11 protein-coding genes and 1 pseudogene are annotated in these 18,539 nt (G+C 41.3%); 9 read left to right on the forward strand and 3 right to left on the reverse strand.

Going from position 1 to position 18,539, the window contains the following annotated elements:
• Positions 1-930 precede the first annotated feature (930 nt).
• The 6 genes and pseudogenes from B4G81_RS10795 to B4G81_RS10825 form a co-directional block, all read left to right on the forward strand.
• Positions 931-2,262, forward strand: a complete 1,332-nt coding sequence (locus tag B4G81_RS10795; protein ID WP_294082373.1) for an IPT/TIG domain-containing protein — start codon at positions 931-933, stop codon at positions 2,260-2,262.
• Positions 2,263-2,281: 19 nt separating this feature from the next.
• Positions 2,282-5,377, forward strand: a complete 3,096-nt coding sequence (locus tag B4G81_RS10800; RefSeq protein ID WP_294082374.1) for a SusC/RagA family TonB-linked outer membrane protein — start codon at positions 2,282-2,284, stop codon at positions 5,375-5,377.
• An 18-nt stretch (positions 5,378-5,395) separates the two neighbouring features.
• Positions 5,396-7,396, forward strand: a complete 2,001-nt coding sequence (locus B4G81_RS10805; RefSeq protein WP_294082390.1) for a RagB/SusD family nutrient uptake outer membrane protein — start codon at positions 5,396-5,398, stop codon at positions 7,394-7,396.
• A 46-nt stretch (positions 7,397-7,442) separates the two neighbouring features.
• Positions 7,443-8,357, forward strand: coding sequence for a BT_3044 domain-containing protein (locus B4G81_RS10810; protein WP_294082376.1), 915 nt, complete (start codon positions 7,443-7,445; stop codon positions 8,355-8,357).
• A gap of 139 nt (positions 8,358-8,496) precedes the next feature.
• Positions 8,497-9,846, forward strand: a complete 1,350-nt coding sequence (locus B4G81_RS10815) for an endonuclease/exonuclease/phosphatase family protein (RefSeq protein WP_294082378.1) — start codon at positions 8,497-8,499, stop codon at positions 9,844-9,846.
• 5 nt (positions 9,847-9,851) lie between these two features.
• Positions 9,852-10,244 (forward strand): annotated as a pseudogene (locus tag B4G81_RS10825) (twin-arginine translocation signal domain-containing protein); the annotation flags it as partial.
• Here the strand turns inward: B4G81_RS10825 and B4G81_RS10830 are convergent.
• Genes B4G81_RS10830 through B4G81_RS10840 form a run of 3 tightly spaced genes read right to left on the reverse strand, consistent with a single transcriptional unit; the run spans position 10,234 to position 12,909 of the window.
• Positions 10,234-11,553, reverse strand: coding sequence for a DEAD/DEAH box helicase (locus B4G81_RS10830; protein WP_294082381.1), 1,320 nt, complete (start codon positions 11,551-11,553; stop codon positions 10,234-10,236). The pseudogene B4G81_RS10825 and the gene B4G81_RS10830 sit on opposite strands and share 11 nt — an antisense overlap.
• 27 nt (positions 11,554-11,580) lie before the next feature.
• Entirely contained in the window at positions 11,581-12,231 is a 651-nt protein-coding gene (locus B4G81_RS10835) for a carbonic anhydrase (protein WP_294082382.1), read from the reverse strand.
• 45 nt (positions 12,232-12,276) lie between these two features.
• Positions 12,277-12,909: an RNA polymerase sigma factor gene (locus B4G81_RS10840; protein WP_294082383.1), complete on the reverse strand. Its 633-nt coding sequence runs from the start codon at positions 12,907-12,909 to the stop codon at positions 12,277-12,279.
• 309 nt (positions 12,910-13,218) lie between these two features.
• Between B4G81_RS10840 and B4G81_RS10845 the strand changes: the two genes are divergently transcribed.
• The 3 genes from B4G81_RS10845 to B4G81_RS10855 form a co-directional block, all read left to right on the forward strand.
• Positions 13,219-14,244 (forward strand): FecR family protein, encoded by a 1,026-nt coding sequence (locus tag B4G81_RS10845; protein ID WP_294082384.1) that lies wholly within the window; start codon positions 13,219-13,221, stop codon positions 14,242-14,244.
• A gap of 154 nt (positions 14,245-14,398) precedes the next feature.
• Positions 14,399-17,581 (forward strand): TonB-dependent receptor, encoded by a 3,183-nt coding sequence (locus tag B4G81_RS10850; protein WP_294082386.1) that lies wholly within the window; start codon positions 14,399-14,401, stop codon positions 17,579-17,581.
• A 13-nt stretch (positions 17,582-17,594) separates the two neighbouring features.
• The coding region (locus B4G81_RS10855; RefSeq protein ID WP_294082388.1) for a hypothetical protein at positions 17,595-18,539 on the forward strand (945 nt) is incomplete at its 3' end.

Below are 18,539 nucleotides of genomic sequence, written 5' to 3' on the forward strand. Positions count from 1 at the left end.
GGGGATTTTTAGAGGAAAGATAAATAGAAAATAGAAGATGAAGATAATTTTATAAGAAGTTATACAACTTGTATGTCTCCTTGTACAACGCGCCTTACAATTGTAAGTTTTCTGCATACGCTTGTGCGAAACATTTAAATAAAGCGTAAATTTACATTATTTTTTTATTCATTTGCATTGTCAAATTATGGCTATCTATCGGAAAGATGGCTTTCCAAGTTAAAACAATTACTCTCACTTCACGCTGATTAAGAGAAACAAAGTTACGAAAGATTTCTAAAACTTAAAACAAAATGTGTATGAAAACATAGAATTTAAAACGAATTATTATCTTTGTAGCGCATTTATGACAGGAATAGAATCAGTGCCTTCTGATGATCATTCATAGGCAGTTGTCTTTCCATCGTAAATCACGATACGAAATAATATAGCGCTTTTTTGATCTTTACTACGAATCAGCAAAATTCAAACCAAGAGATCAAAGAATGGAAGCGCCCTTAGCAATAAGGGCGTGGACATTGTCATATTTTCTTGGGAAGGCACTTGCTGAGCCTGTAGTAAGGAATAGACAATCGTCCGCGCCTCTTTTTTATATCCATACATATACTTTAGAGCCATATCGAATAAGACGTTGAATATCTGATTACCGGGAGTCTTATTCAATATTCAATAATCTATACTTCATCGCACGATTGTCTGATACCGAACCGGGGTTCAGTTACCTGAAAACTCTTTCTTCTCTCAACCGGCATTAGCCGGAAATACTGATTTTATTTTGTATAAATACCGACAGGGTATTTGCCATTTGTAACGGATTAAACCAGAAACATAGTACATCATGATGCTAAAAAAAATATTTGTGTAATCCATTTTTCATCTTGAAAATCATGAAATTATCAATCTTATTTGTTTAAAAAATCTTTAATAATAATGAAAACAAAAAGACGTCTTATCTTTATTTATTTGCAGATAATAGGTTTGTTTATAATGTCTTCTTCTATTTTAATTTCTTGTGATAATAAAAAAGAAGACCTGGGTAGTGCAATTGAATACGACCCGTCCAAACCTGTGGAGTTAACAACGTTTCATCCTGATTCCGGAAGAATCAGTGAGTCAGTCATATTGCAAGGAAGCAATTTTGGCAATGATCCTTCATTGGTGAAGGTTTATTTCAATAAGAAAAAAGCCTCCGTCATTAAAACGGTAGGAGATCGTATGTTGGTGATGGTACCTCGTATGCCTGGTGACACATGTTCCGTATCGGTGGTAGTGGGGAATGATTCGGTGATTTATAGCCGGAATTTTTATTATAGAATGTCGGTATCCGTCAGCGATGTCGTAGGAAACGGCACTCCGGCTTACCAGGGGGGAGCCTTATCTGAATCAACGCTTCGACCTGCCTATATATGCGTTGATAATGAAGGAAATATTTTTGCCTCTTCAAGAGAATCGGCAAATAACCAGTACGGCATTATCCGTATCAATGAAATGGAAGGATTGGCGACCTCCCTGATAATGGGAAATTCAGCTTTAATTATTCCGGATGCACTTTGTCCAGATAAAAAGACCGGTATTATCTATATTCCATCGGAACACTCCATTACAGGCTTCTACACCTGTGACCCCAAGGAGTATTGGGCTCCGAGGATGAAGAATATCATATGGAGAAACCTGAATGGCCATGCTCTTCCCGTTAATCCATGGAAACACTCTATGGGATTTTGTGAATTGGACGGATGTGTGTATACCCGTTTTTACGACGGTCAGATTGTAAAGATCAATCCCAAAACCATGGATACGGATATCGTTTACATGACGGCGGCAGGAACCAGTGAAGGGGTAACCTTCGATCCTTTACATCCGGAGATGCTCTATCTTGCTGTCCGTTCAGGGAGTATGGCGGGGGGTATTTATAGCATGGATATCCGGGATCCAAGTTCTTTTAAACGGTTGAATGCCGCCGGTTCGGGGCATAGGGACGGGGAGCTTTCTCAAGCCTTGTTCAATGCACCCTATCAGATTTATTTTGACCCTGACGGTAATCTTTATATTGCAGATAAAAGCAACCATTGCATACGTCGCATTCGTCCCGATCATATAGTGGAAACTGTGGTTGGCATTCCCGGGGTGGCAGGTTGGAAGAATGGGAGCAAAGAGGACGCTCTCTTCAATAACCCGCAAGGGGTAGGTGTAGACGGTGAGGGAACAGTATATGTTGCTGATTACGGAAATTCTCGTGTAAGAAAATTGGCTATAGAATAATCCATTAGTATAATAAAAAATGAAAAGATATTTAATCGCCCTTATGTTGCTGGTGTGTTTCACTATTACGGCTCAGGATAGGCAACAATTCATAATGGAAGGTACGGTTTTGGATGAAACCGGAATTCCAGCTCCCGGAGCCAGTGTGTATCTCAAGGAAAAAGTGGGTATCGGTACCAGCACCGATATAGATGGGAATTTTTCCATTAAAGCAAGAAAAAACGATATTATCGTTATCTCGTATATCGGTTACGAAAATGTGGAATATTTGGTAACCACCGAGGAGAAAAAATTGAAAATACATCTAAGACCATCTTCCGAACAAATGGATGAAGTGGTGGTAGTTGCCCATGGCATCCAACGGAAAATTTCATCAGTGGCGGCAGTAACAACGGTAGATGTGAAAGATTTACAGACCCCTTCGGCTTCTATTGCCAATCTTTTAGGCGGTAAAGTCGCAGGCATTATCTCGATGCAAACCAGCGGTGAACCGGGGAAAAACATTTCCGAGTTCTGGGTGCGTGGAATCGGCACTTTTGGTGCAAGCAGTGGGGCACTTGTACTCATTGACGGATTGGAAGGAGATATTAATTCAATTGATCCGGCAGATGTGGAAAGTTTCTCTGTCTTAAAGGATGCTTCGGCTACGGCAGTATATGGCGTAAGAGGAGCTAACGGCGTTGTATTGATAACCACCAAACGCGGGCAGGGAGGCAAATTAAATATTACAGCGCGTTCAAATTGGTCTCTCTCCCATCTTACCCGGATGCCAAAATATCTCCGGGCTTATGACTATGCGAAATTGGCGAATGAGGCGAATGTGATTCGTGGGGACGCCGCATTGTATAGCCCGTTGGATATGGAAAAGATTGAATACAATCTTGACCCCGACCTTTATCCGGATGTCCTCTGGCAAGATGAGATATTGAATCCGAATTCATTCAAGCAGACTTATTACCTGAGTGCGCAAGGTGGGAGTCAGGTGGCACGTTATTTCTTAAGCGGCAGTATCTCAGATGAAACGGCGGCATATAAGCAAGATAAAAGCAGTGTTTACTCGTCGAACGTGGGATATAACACCTATAATTACCGTGCAAACATTGACATGAATCTTGGAGAGTCTACCGTGTTGTATTTCGGTACGGATGGATATCTGTCTATCCGGAATGACCCGGGCATCGCCAATACAGATTATTTGTGGTATGCCCAATCGCAACTCAATCCCCTGGCATTTCCAACCATATATTCAAACGGCATGTATCCTGCCGCCGGAAATAATGACCTTGCCTCGCCTTATGTCTTGCTGAATTATACCGGCAAATCATCCACACAGAACTACAAGGGAAAAACGACATTGGCCGTTAATCAAGACCTCTCCCACATTGTGGATGGGTTGAAATTCAAGGTACAAGGAGCTTATGATGTGCAGAATTATTTTTATGAACGGCGGTATATCCAGCCCGCCCTTTATGAGGCTTTGGGACGTCACCACGATGGGAGTTTAATCATGCGCCAGAGTGTCGCGCCACAAGCCGCAAGTTACAACAAGACTACGAATCAATACCGTAAATATCATTTTGAAGGAACGTTGAACTATGACCGCTTGTTTTCGGATGACCACCGGGTTTCGGGACTTGTCTATTATTATATAAGCGATGAAAAATATACAGACAAATCCACATCGAGTCTGGCAGCTATCCCCGTACGATACCAGGGAATCTCAAGCCGGTTGACATATAGTTTCCGGGATACTTATATGATGGACTTTAATTTTGGATTCACTGGTTCTGAAAATTTCCAGCCGGGTAAACAATATGGTTTTTTCCCTTCCCTGGCATTAGGCTGGGTGCCCACAAGCTATAAATTTGTAAAGGAGAAAATGCCATGGGTGAATTTTTTTAAAATTAGAGGATCATATGGTACTGTTGGAAATGACCGGATTACTTCGCGGCGTTTTCCTTACCTGACAATGGTGGGATTAGGAAGCAATAGCATTTGGGATGGCAATGCAGTGGAAACAATCAATGAAAGTTGGATTGGTGCGGATAACCTGAAATGGGAAAGAGCCATTAAAACCGATATCGGTATTGAGGGCCGCTTTTTTGATGATAAATTACAATTTGTAGTTGATTTCTTTACAGATCAGCGAAATGGAATTTTTCAATCGAGAATGCAAATTCCAAACTATGTAGGGCTTATTAACATGCCATACGGGAATGTTGGCAGGATGAAAAGTTTTGGGAGTGACGGTAATATCAGTTATACGCATGATATCAATAAAGAAATGTCATTTACTGTAAGGGGTAACTACACATTTTCAAACAGTAAAGTGCAGAATTGGGAAGAAGCCTATTTAGAATATCCCTATTTGCAGAAATCAGGCCTTCCAAACGGATATATATCAGGATACCAGTCGCTTGGTCTATTTAAAGATGAAGATGACGTCAAGTATAGTCCTTCGCAAGCAGCTCTAGGTAGCGGGCAAAAGCCGGGTGATATAAAATATAAAGATGTAAATGGGGACGGAAAGATTGACGCGACGGACAAGGTTCCACTATCGAATAATACATATCCCTCCTTAATGTATGGATTCGGCGCTGAATTCAGGTATAAAAATATTACCCTTGGCTTATTGTTTAAAGGCACCGGTAAAACCGATTTTTACTATGTGGGACAAGATGGGAATGGCATGGGATATGTTCCATTTTTCGATGGTAGATCAGGTAATGTATTAACTATCGCGAATAATCCTTCAAACAGGTGGATACCAATGGAATATGCCATTGAGAATGGGATTGATCCTCAATTGGCTGAAAACCCTAACGCCCGTTTTCCTCGTTTACAGTATGGAAAAAATGCCAATAATTCAGTTTTATCTGACTTTTGGAAGGGTGATGCCCGTTATTTGAGATTACAAGAACTCACCGTGAATTATAACTGGAAATCTGATATGTTACGTAAGATAGGAGTCGCTTCTGTCGACATACAACTTGTCGGGAATAATATATTCGTCTTAGACAAGGTCAAGCTTTTCGATCCGGAACAAGCCAATAAGAATGGACGCGTATATCCAATTCCTTCGGTTTATTCAATTCAACTATATATAAATCTATAAAAGTAAAACAAGATGAATATGATAGCTCTTTCTATAAAAAAAATAATATCGCTCTTCCTGGCGACAATTGCAATATTACTTTTAAATTCCTGTGACTATCTCAATATAGATAGTTACTTTTCAGATGAATTTAAGCAAGATTCAATTTTCAGTCAGAAGCGTTATGTTGAAGCATACATGTGGGGTGCGGCAGAGTTGTTTCCCGATGAGGGACAAATATTTAGTACCTCCACACAATCAACTCCAGGGCCATTGGCCACAGATGAGGCATTTACTATGTTTAATATTGCGTCTGACGGCAGTTACGGGGGAATGAGGTTTGTACAAGGCATGATTAATGCTGAATCACCTGGTCCTTTTTTCAATACGACTTGGAATACCTCGTATAAAGTGATCCGTAAATGTAATACGATTCTTACCCGTATTGATGAAGTCCCGGGGTTAGGGACGACTGACAGGATGAACATCATTGGAATGACCCGTTTTTTGCGTGCTTATGCCTATTATCGTATCATTGTGGATTATGGGCCTCCCATCTTGCTTTATGACGAGATCGTGGAGAATAATGCCGGGCTTGAATATTACGATAAGTCCCGTAGTACCTATGATGAAGCAATTGAATACATATGCAGTGAATTTGAAGAGGCAGCAAAGTATATGCCAACAACCCTGCCTATACTCAATTTTGGTCGTCCGACAAAGGGTGCTGCCTACGCTTTGGTTGCCCGTCTACGGTTAATGCATGCAAGCCCGCTGTTTAACGGAGGGCAGGCAGCCCGTTCCTACTTTGGTAATTGGACACGGAAGAGTGATGGTGCTTTTTATGTGTCGCAAAATCAGGATGAAAAGCGTTGGGCCATAGCCGCTGCCGCTTGTAAACGCGTGATGGAGATGAGTGATGGCGGTAATCCGCTTTATAAGCTCTATACGGTTGAGCGTGATGAATTCACCCCTCCATTGCCTCCGAATGTTCCGGCCGATGATTTCCCAAATGGAGCCGGCAGAATCGACCCTTATCATTCATACGCTGATATGTTTGACGGTGAATGCGTGGCTTCTATCAACCCTGAGTTTATCTGGGCCTATAAATCGAGTTCGCTGGGATCATATATGCGGGGCGCTTTTCCTGCAGACCGTGGAGGTTGGGGCGGTTTGGCTGTCACTCAAAAGATGGTTGATGCATTCTATATGGCAGACGGGACAACGATCCAGGAATCTGATCTCTATACAGAAACCGGTTTTATGGATAAACAACAGGTTTTCTCAAACTACCAGTTAAATGCGGGAGTATCCAATATGTACGCAAACCGGGAGGTGCGTTTCTATGCCAATATAGGATTCAGTGGATGTTATTGGCCGGCTCTTTCAGCTACAGATGCAGGAAATAGCAAGTTTACAGTAACCTACGATTATAGTTCCAGTAGTGGAAAATCTAATCCCAATGTTGGAGGTGTCAATTTTACGCCTACCGGTTATGTAATCAAGAAATACATCCATCCGATGGACGCCTGGCAGGGTGTGAATGCCCGTAGAATGGATAAAGTCTTCCCTATTATCCGGTATGCGGAAATACTTCTATCATACGCTGAAGCACTGAATAATCTCACGCAAAGCCATACGATAGATACTGATGGCCAGTCTCAGACTTACAGCCGTGATATGCAGGCTATAGCCCAGGCTTTTAACCAGGTCCGTTTTCGTGCCGGATTACCTGGAATTAAAGGGACTGAAACACCGGAAGAAATGCAAGCGCTCATTGAAAAAGAAAGAATGATAGAGTTCCTGTATGAGAACCGACGCTATTATGATGTACGTCGCTGGGGTATTTACGAGGAGTCTGAAGGAACACCCATTACAGGAATGAATGTTGACGCTTCCGATGAAGGATATTTCCAAAGAGTAGTTCCCAATACGTCACGGATCGGTAGTCGCGTTGTAAATAAGAAAATGATATTCTTGCCAATTTCCCGGACTGAAATCCGCCGTCTTCCTTCATTCGATCAGAATCCCGGGTGGTAATAATCAAGCATTGTATAAATCCCAGATAAATATAACACACAGAATAATGAAAAATATATTGTATCTCGAGTTATTTCTCATAACTCTTGTTCCCATAGCTATTAGTTCTTGCGATATAGATGACGTCTATAAAAAAGAACAGTTCAAAAAAGTGATAGCTTTAGTCAGTAACGAAGATTATAATGTTTTCCCGGTTGTGCATGATTTATATGACCCCGAATCAACCGGATATGTGGGAGCATCTTGTGGGGGAACACACCCTTCTGATGAGATGATATACCTCTCTTTGTCTTTAAACACAGAGGTCATTGAAAAATTCAATATCAATAATTATGATGTCGACATTTCGAAGTATGCCAAAATGTTGCCTGAAGAAATGTATACAATAGACTCCTATGAGATCAACATCCCTGCTGGTGATTATTCTGGTCGAATGAAGATCAGTGTTCGCCCTGAAGGTTTATCTCCTGATTCTATCTATTTTATTCCGTTGAAGATATCCAATTCCACCTATGAAGTAAATCCGGATAAAGACTATGTGCTTTATAGGGTACTCATAAAGAATAAGTGGGCCACACAAGAATCAATTACAAATTATACGATGCGCGCCATCCGGAATACCACACAATTACCCGGCACCAAACGAATGGATCCCATCAGCCGTAATAAAGTAAGAGTGATGGTGAGTAATGTCGCATTCGAATCTGATTTGGATAAAATTGAGGCAAATGGCATGTATCTTGAAATTGGTGAAGATAACCGGGTTACTATAACTCCCGTAAAAGAGCTTCAAGTGACCCAGATTGATGGAGATACGGAATATCCTAATATTTACCGTGTCGATGACGATGGCTATAAACGATATCATGCTTTCTTATTGCATTATTCTTATAAGCAAGGGACCGATACATTTGAGATGAGGGAAGAGTTAAGGCTTGAAATCAAAGATAACCTGTTTTAATTGTCTGATTAAGCATTGGGGTATAAAAAATAGACTATTGATTATTCAGATGGAACAGGCATAATAATTGTTCATAACCAAAAATATGATTGATTATAGGCAAATTCCATCTGAAACCCCAATATAAAACGTTAATAATATGAGAAGGATAAATTATATTTTGGCCATTTTATGGGTTTTACTGGTTTGTACTTACTTTTCCTGCCAAGGAAAATCAGATGAGTCATTTTTGAACTTCACTATTTCTTCTGAAGAACTGGTCTTTTGGCCCGAAGCATCTTTTAAAACAGTCCAGGTATTCAGCAATACGGAATTTACAGCTTCATCAGACAAATCATGGTGTTCAGTTGAAATTATACCCGATAAAGAACAAAATCTTAAAGTAACAGTTGAAAAATATGATCAATTAAATGAAGAGCGTATTGCTCATATTGAGGTTGAATCAAAAGGGAAAAAAAAGTATATATTAGTAAGACAAACAGCCGTAAAATCTGAACTTACGGTAAAAGAAGAACAAGTTCTTGTGAATGAAAACAAAGGGCTTACTTTCTCGTTAGAAATAAACAGTAATGTGCTTATTGATTTCGTTTTACCCGATTGGATCGAAATGACATCAGAAAAGCCAAAAACTAAGGGAAAACAAATTTGCTCGTTCAAGGCTACACCATTGCCATCCTCTCAATCGGAGCGTGAAGGAAAAATTATTGTGTATGCAAAAGATAGCATAACTTTCAAGAATCAAGTTGCCATACCGGCGCGACAATATAGTGCCGTTGAGCTACGTGTTTTGACGTATAATATCCATATAGGAATTGATATGGACAATAAGCTGAATCTCGAAAAAACAGCCAAAGTCATCAAAGACCTAAACCCGGATATTGTGGCCCTTCAGGAAGTTGACCGATTTACAGACCGGACAAACCAGATCGATCAACCAAAAGTGCTGTCGGAACTTACCGGAATGTATGTGATTTTTGGAAAAACAGTAGATCGTAGTGGAGGTGATTATGGCATTGCTATTCTTTCAAAATTTCCAATTGAAAGTTCGGAATATACAGAACTACCCAATACCGATCCAGCTAAATTGGAAGACCGGGGAGCTTTGAAAGTTAAATTGCATTTGAATGAGGAAAACACATTGTCCTTCATTTGTACACATTTTTGCCATGAAAGTGAAGCCCGACGAATTTTGCAGGCTAGAAAAATAAATGAACTTTTTGTATCGGATGATGACGAAATAATAATACTTGGCGGGGACTTTAATGCTGCCCCTTCCGCTTCTTCAATAGCCACACTCAAAGAAGAATGGTTCGATTCAACCAGTAAAGAGTTCACTTTTCCGAGTCCAAAGCCAACAGTTAAAATCGACTACATATTTTATCGGGGTAATGACGCTTTACAAGTGAAGGAGACACAAGTCGTGCCGGACTTAGTCACCTCAGACCATCGTCCCGTACTGACCGTTTTTGAATTGTTGCAAAAAAAATAGTTTATATGAGTTATTCACGTAGAAAATTTTTAAAGACCGCAGCCATGGGGGGCTGCAGGCCTTACCATTGTACCCAATACTATTTTGGGCAAAGCAAGAAGATACACTTCTCCCAGTGACAAACTGAATATCGCCGGGATCGGAGTGGGAGGAATGGGATGCCGTAACCTGGCGAACATGAAGACAGGGAATATTGTGGCACTCTGTGATGTCGACTGGAGATATGCCGCCAAGACGTTCAAAGACTATCCTGATGCCCGACAGTTCAAGGACTGGAGAATAATGTTTGACCGGATGGAAAAATCGATCGACGCCGTCAGGTGGCCGAGTGGGTACAATCGGGAGTGATCGGCGATGTGTATGAAGCCCATTGCTGGACAGACCGCCCTATCTGGCCACTTCAATCTTATACTTCTTCCCTTTCATTTTTTCATCCCGGATATTCGTCAGCAGCGTTTTTACGACGGATGCACGGACGGCAACAAAAGAAACAAAGTCTTTCACTTCAATCAGCCCCAGGTCGGATTTGTCGAGTTTTCCTTTTTGCAAAAAGAAACCGACAATGTCACTTTTATTCAGTTTGTTCTTCTTGCTTCCACTTACATAAATCGTTTGGTATTCGGGGGGATCGGGTAGGGGATTGTCTGCTGCAACCGGTAAGACATCCAAAGTACCGGAAATATAATCGGGCAGCTTATCTTCTTTGAATTGTATAATATAGGCGGTTCCCGAAGCATGCATCCGCGCAGTACGTCCGTTACGATGAACGAATTCACTCTCCTTGACCGGAAGATGATAATGGATTACATGCTTCATCTCGGGGATATCCAGCCCCCTGGCTGCCAGATCGGTAGTCACCAGGTAATGCAGACTTCCGTTCCTGAACCGTACAAGGATCCTCTCCCTGTCGTCCTGGTCCATGCCGCCGTGGTAATAGCCGGTCTCGATTCCTTTCCTGTGCAATAAACCGCTGATACGTTCGGTGACTTCCCTGTGATTGCAAAAGATCAGTGCCGGTTCTGAATTGAGGGAGCAGAGAAGATGGAACAAAGTATCGATCTTGTCCTTTTCCGGGGACAAGACAAGCCTGACCGAAAGGGCCTCGTTTTTCTCCTCTTCTGTATAGTCAAGCGTCACAGGCGATTCCATTTTTACAAAATCCGGAATCTCTATGTCGGATGTGGCTGAAAGCAGGACTCTCTTTTGTAAGCGCGGCAATTGGCTGATGATTGTATCCATTTCATCCCGGAAACCCAACTGGAGGGATTTGTCGAATTCATCCAGCACCAAGGTTTTGATGGAGCCGGTATCGAACGATTTCCTTTCCAGATGGTCGGTCAACCGCCCCGGTGTGCCGATCAGCAACGCCGGGGGACTGCTCAGGTTTTTCAGTTCGGTATCCATAGCATGTCCGCCATAACAAACGTTTACCTTGAATTTTGTTCCCATCTTTTTCCATACCTGCTCAATCTGAAGGGCCAATTCCCGTGAGGGTACGACAATCAGGCATTGTACTTTTGCGATGCTTTCATCCAGTAACTGAAGCACAGGCAGGAGAAAAGCCAGTGTTTTCCCTGAGCCGGTGGGGGATAATAACAGCACATTCCGTTCCTTGATGATGGCATGGCGGGCTGCTTCCTGCATCTCATTCAAGCTCTCAATCCCCAGACCGGATAATATGTTTTTATTTTGATCTTCTTCTTTCATGGCACAAAGATAAGCGTTATCGGGGGATTACAATTTCCCCGTAATATCATAGATCTCCTTGATTTTTGCAAGCTCTCCTTCAAAATCGAAATGGAGATCATGGAGCCGGGCATCTTCCATATCGAACACCCATCCGGCCACTTTGGGATATCCGTTTTTGTAGTAGGACTTTTGTATTTCAGCCATTTTTAATACATTACGGCATTGTTCATAGACATTGATTTCAACGAAACGCCGGTACCTGGCTTCCGTATCTTCAATGGTGTTGAGCGCTGTTTGATGGAGACGATATACATCCCGTATACTCCGTAACCAGGGATTAAGGATCCCATAATCCAGATTCTGCATGGCCGCTTGTATGCCCCCGCAACCGTAATGGCCGCAGATAATGATATATTTTACTTTGAGATGCTCCACACCATAATTAATGACTGAAAGTGCGCTCAGGTCGATGGAGTTCACCATATTCGCGATATTACGGTGGATAAAGACCTCTCCCGGCTTCAATCCCATCACCTGGTTCGGATGCACCCGGCTGTCGGAACAGCCGATGTACAGGAAATCAGGATGTTGTTCCGCAGCTAACAGTTCAAAAAATCCGGGATTTTCTATCTTATTCTTTTCTATCCATTTACGGTTGGCTTCAAATATTTGGTCATACTTTTCCTGATCAGACATATCCATGAATTTTGAGTAATGGAGCCGGGAGAATTATTGGATATTTCAAACAATTTTATCGGCAAAAAAAATAATATAAATAACAGAGGAAGAAGTATCCCTCAATACCTTAATGGTAGGCTCATTATCTCCATACCATTTTTTCAGTGATTTCTTTAATATGGCAAGTCCGTCCTTTACCTTGTAAGAGGCAGTCCTTTCATCAATCTTTAGTTCTACGGCAATTTCCTTTGTCGAATAATCCCTTCGCCAACGCAGGGTACACACCTCCTTGAGCGTTTCAGGAAGCTCCTGAAGCAAACGGTCTATTAATGAATGAATTTCCTGGACATTCAATTCTTCCTCCACATGGCAGTAAGGTTGACTGTCCTTTGCTTCATCAGAAAGGGGATAATGCTCGAAAGCACCTGCCATCTCTTTTTTGATGCTGTTCAGTATCCGGTGGGTAAAACGACGCAGAAGAAATTGCTTTGCCAAACCCTGTTCATCCGTTTTTATTTTTTCAGGCTCCTCCCAGACCGAAAGCCAGAAGTTTTGCAAACAATCCTCCGTCAGTTCAATATCAGCTACACGGGTATATGCCCATTTATATAACAAACGGTTATATCTTGCATAAAATACTTCAAAGGCCAATTTGTCCTTTGTTGATATGGCGTCTAACAATTCTTTATCGGACATATCCCAATTCTCTGGTTCTAATGCTTGCAATTTCGACGCAAAAGTACAAGAATGATATTACAAGACGGTTAAATGCGGAATTTTCGTTGTTAAACTATCATAAATAAAAAATTATTTGATGAAAGAGAAAAATATTTTCAAATCATATAATATTGTTTTTCAACTATATATACTTGGTGTAACAGCTTTGAATGGAAAATGTAACATTTTCGTTGCCCGAAAAAGCGGTTGAGTTTTGTATATCTATATAGAGGGGTAGATGTCATGCCCCGTAAAAAAGAAGACAGCCATCATATAACAATATATTGAATGAAGAAAGAAGACGGAAGTTATTGGGAGGCATTGGTGAGGATTACAAGATTATTCGACAGGTATGATAAATATACCCTTGATGAAAAGTCTCGTGAAAGCCTTGAAAAATGGAATCCGGAAGATTTGCCCGAACGGATCGAAGTCACCGATGAGATACTCGACAGGGGGTGTCAGCGTATCACGGACGGGGTTTTTCCTAAATTGGAGCCCCGCAAATCGGAGAAAGTGGAGAGAGAAAGGCGTATTCTCCTTGCTCCCCTTTATAAATATGCGGCAGTGGCTGCGGTGCTCCTTATAACGGCATTCTCCGTGATATATTTCGGCGATATTGGCAAAGGCAGCAAAAAAGAGCCGGTGGCCAACAATGAAGGGAGTAATAACATGATCATCTTATCGGCAGAAGACGGGATAAGGCACGCAACACTCCCTGACGGTACCTCGCTATCAATTAATAAGGGCAGTAAGGTCAGCTATGATGAACAGGCGTTCAACAGGAAAAAGCGGGAAGTGTGGATCGAAGGGGAGGCTTATTTCGACGTAGCCAGGAATCCCGAAAAATTATTTATTATTCATAATGAAAACCTGCAAACCGTCGTAAGAGGTACCAGTTTTAATGTGAAAGCATATGAAGAGCTTTCCGAGATGAGCATTGCCGTGAGGACAGGTAAAGTGGAAGTGCAGGAGAATGACAGGATTATTGCAACGCTTACACCTAACCGGCAACTCGTTTATGCGAAATCCGACGGAAGTGTGCATGAATCTACCATTAGTTGGGAGGATGCGGGTGCATGGATGGATAGCAGGCTCGTACTGCAAAATGCCGGTATTGACGAGTTTTTATTAAGGGTCAGGCAACTGTATGATATAGAAATCATATTGGACAATGATGTGTTGCGAAACGAAAGGGTCGTCGTCTCGTTTGAAAAAAATGCGGGTTTCGCACAGGTAATGGATATGGTCTGTTTGCTTTACAATGTAAAATATAAGAAGATCAGCCCTGAAAGGGTGACTATATATAGGTAAAAAGATTATTCCTCCCATAAATTGAAAATATTTTTCTCATTCCACGAATGGGACAGTTATTTCCCTGTGCCTGGGGATAAGGATATTCATCGACTTAAACAATTAATTAACAAATAGATAATAGTTTTTTATCATCAAATTTTAAATTTTATCAATGGAACAGAAATTCAATTCAATCCGGTGGGTATTCAGCCTGCTTGTTATTGGCCTCTTGTTTTGCCCTGCCAGTATGTGGGCACAAGGTCCGGGAACAAAAACATACCCACATGAAACGCTGGCTGCACGGGTTATCAAGCTATCTAAAGACTACAAAGTCAATGTGATGTACAATCCCGGACAAAAAGATATTTCCGTGCCGGAACTTACAGTAAATGCACATGACATTAATGGAGTTCTGGATAAAACGCTTGCCTCTACCGATTTTACCTATAAAAAGACTGCGGAAACTTCGTATGTCATAGTAAAGAAAACAAATGAATCACAACAAGAAGCCTCCGGCAAAGGTATCCTCTCCGGCGTAGTTCTTGACGAAAAAGGAATCCCCGTTATCGGGGCAACGGTGGTGGTGAAAGGAACAACGACCGGTACAGCCACTGACGCCGACGGCAAATACACTTTGACTCAACTTCCGGCAGGAACGACCACTATCCTGATTAGTTTCATGTCGTACGAAACCCTGCAAGTAAACGATGTAAAGATCGTGGCAGGCAAAACCACCCCTCTGGACGTGGTTCTGAAAGAGGCTACACAGCAGCTGGGCGAAGTGGTGGTAACGGCGACCTATGGACAGGCCTCGGCAAATGGACTCTATGCCAAGCAAAAAAACATAGCGGCTATGAGCGACGGAGTCAGTGCCGATATGATCAAAAAGACCAGTGACAATAATGTGGCACAAGTTCTGAAACGTGTATCAGGAGTTACTATCGATAACGGTAAATATGTAACTGTGCGTGGTATGAGTGAACGCTATAATAATGTACAGCTAAACGGCAGTTCGCTGCCCAGCACCGAGCCTAACCGCCGTAACTTTGCTTTCGATGTGATTCCTTCCGGTCTGGTGGATAACGTGACTATCAGCAAAACCTTTACTCCTGACATGCCGGGTGAATTTACAGGAGGACTCGTCGAAGTAAACACATTAGCCGTTCCAGATGAAAAATTCCTTAGTTTAGGTACCGGGACAGGGATGAACACGATCAGTACGGGAAAAGATTTTTACAGTACTAAACGCTTCGGCTCCGACTGGTTCTTTGGTGAAATTGACAAACGAAAATGGTATTCAGGAGGGGATGAAGCCGCTACCGCACAGAATATCATTAATGCAGGACAAAAAAACACCTATGGTTTTGGTAGATATAAAGCTGCACCAATGCAGAATTACAGTCTTACTGCAGGGCTTCCTTTCAACCTAGGGAGAAGCTCTCTGGGAGTTGTCGCAGCCTTGACTTACAGGCATGAAGAGAATACGGAGGAAATCCTGGAAGCGAATATGATTACCCGTGACAGCATCTTTAAGCCATCGGACAAAGGTTCATACCGTTATAAGGCAGCCACAAGTATTGGAGCTGTGCTGAATACCGGTTGGCGGATGGGTGGGCACAGCATTACATGGCGTAACCTGTTTAACAATCGATTCAATCATACCAACCAACAACGTTATATCCACAAATATTATGAAAATTATAGTCTGGTGGAGCAATACAGCGTACCCTTGGTAAGCAGTCTTTGGCAAACGCAGTTGGATGGTAAACACAATCTTTTCGCAGGCAAGTTAATTGCGTCTTGGAATGCTTCTTACAACGATATTACCCGAACCAATCCCGATGACCGGATGGTTCAGGGCTCTATCGTAAGTGAATCCGCAAATCAGGTTAGCTTAATTGATTGGGGGTGGTCTACAAATTACGGCAATAGCTTTAATGTGGGGAGTGGGCATATCATGTACAGCAAGCTACATGAGACAAAGAAAAATATTGGAGCGAGCCTTGAACATCCTTTCATTATACAAGGCAATCGTCAAAGCATAAAGATAGGATACATGGGAGCATTTCGCAAAGCTAATTTCGAGCAACAATATTTGAAAGCAATGAGAGATTATAATGCTCCCAATCAGGGAGATATAGGACTGCCTATAGATGAGTATTTTGCTTCGGAACATTTTGGAGGGAATCCGTTAATATATGAGCTTTCCGGGATGCAAGGAACCAAGGCCGACTATTATGAGGGGGGACAAGATATCCATTCCGGCTATCTGATGGGCGACTTCAGTTTTTTGAGAAAATTACGCTTGGTTGGTGGCCTACGGATGGAGAAAACAGACATGCATGTAACGACTGAGATGTTGGAAAAAACAATAGGCGGAGGGATGATAGATAGTACAACCGTTATCAAAAAAACAGACTGGCTACCTGCGGCAACCCTAATCTACAGCATGACACCTGAATTGAATGCCCGGGCTTCATATAGCAAAACCCTTGCCCGTCCCGATTTCAGGGAGTTATCCCAATCCAGCTACTATAACGTAGATGACCGTGTATGGGTAATAAACGGTTCAGGTATTGAGCAAAGCCGTATCCATAATTACGATGTCCGGGTAGAATGGTATCCACGTCCGGGAGAAGTATTATCCGTCAGCTACTTCCATAAGAAATTCATCAAACCGGTGGAGATGGTTATGCGTATGCTAAGCGATATGCAGAATTTTGAAATGTACAATATGAACCTGGACAATTCCACGGCTAAAGGCATGGAATTCAACTGGCGAAAAGGATTAGGTTTTATTTCCCCGGCACTACGGCATCTTTATTTTACAGGTAACTACACATGGATGGAAGCCAATGTAAAGTATAATCAGGAAAAATTATTAAATCCGAATATAGAAGATTCTAATCCTGACTTCGACCGTGATCGTCCTTTACAGGGTTTGAGCCCCTATACCCTTAATTTAGGGCTTGCATATGAAGAAAACATTATCGGTGCTGCCATCAATTATAACCGTAACGGAAGAAAGCTGGTCTATGCCGGAGAAGAAACAAAATATGACCAGTATGAAAATTCGCGAGATGTATTGGATCTGCAATTTTCAACCCGTTTGATGAAGGACCAACGTCTGGAATTAAAATTCAATATTTCCGACATTTTTAATCAGGATATCATCGTATATCGAAATACCCGGATAATAGAATATACTGCTGAAAATCCCGATCCGGAAACAGGAAAATCGGGAGCCATTTACATGGATTTAACAGGTGACATGAATTACAATAAAGGGGATTATGTTATGAGCCGGATAAAGAAAGGAATCAACCTTTCATTAAGCGCAAGTTATAAATTCTAAAATGAGACAAATTATGAAAAAAATAATAAATTATATAGCAATTGCTCTTGTTTTATTTTCTGTTGTGAGTTGTAATAGCGAAGAAGACTTAATTAGCGAAATTGATGGATTTTATACATTAAGTGCTGATTTCGTTTCGCCCGCGAACATCAGAAGTAATTATGATATCCTGTTTAATAGCGATACAATAAAAAGTATATATTATATAAATAGAGCAGATCCAACCGGAAAACTAACGGTTTTTGAAAAAGGAAATAAAGAACCAGTTTATACGGAAGAGTTGACTTTGACAAGCAATAAAAATATCCAGTTTATTAAACTTGGGAATAAGATAGATACTTACTCTGAAGATAAGTACACTAAATTCAGTTTGGATATAAAATGGGCTACACATGAAGAACGTGATAAATATAAGGCTACGTTTAATGGATTTGAATTAAATACCGAGCAGGGTAATATCAATTATGTATTGACAGAATCATTAACGGGCATATTACAATTAAGAAAGGTAGATGATGGATATTTAGTTATTGATAGAGAAATTACTGTGGAACCAAATGGAACGTTTACATTCTTACAGTTATCATCGATTGAATTTTTAGCTATGCCTCCGGGAGATGAGGATGATCCCGAATCAAATGATTACAAAAAGATAAGAGTGTACTACACCTTAACAGACGATTTGACAGAAGAGTCGTATACAATTAAATTCTATACCTTCGATTCATGGATATACGATAAAGAACAGGTCGTATATAGTGGTTATGAATTTGAAATTAAAGTAGGGGAATTATCTCCCTATATTTTAGTATACGGACGTACCTTTGAGAACGAAAATGGTGATGGCGGACCAGCTTTCATTACATACGATCTTATTGCAAAAGACGGGACTGTAGTCAGGAAACATGATCCCAACCAAACAGGAATAACCTTTAATATAATTACCCCCAAATCTTGG

It is taken from the genome of Proteiniphilum sp. UBA5384 (assembly GCF_002410825.1).
Taxonomy (GTDB): domain Bacteria; phylum Bacteroidota; class Bacteroidia; order Bacteroidales; family Dysgonomonadaceae; genus Proteiniphilum.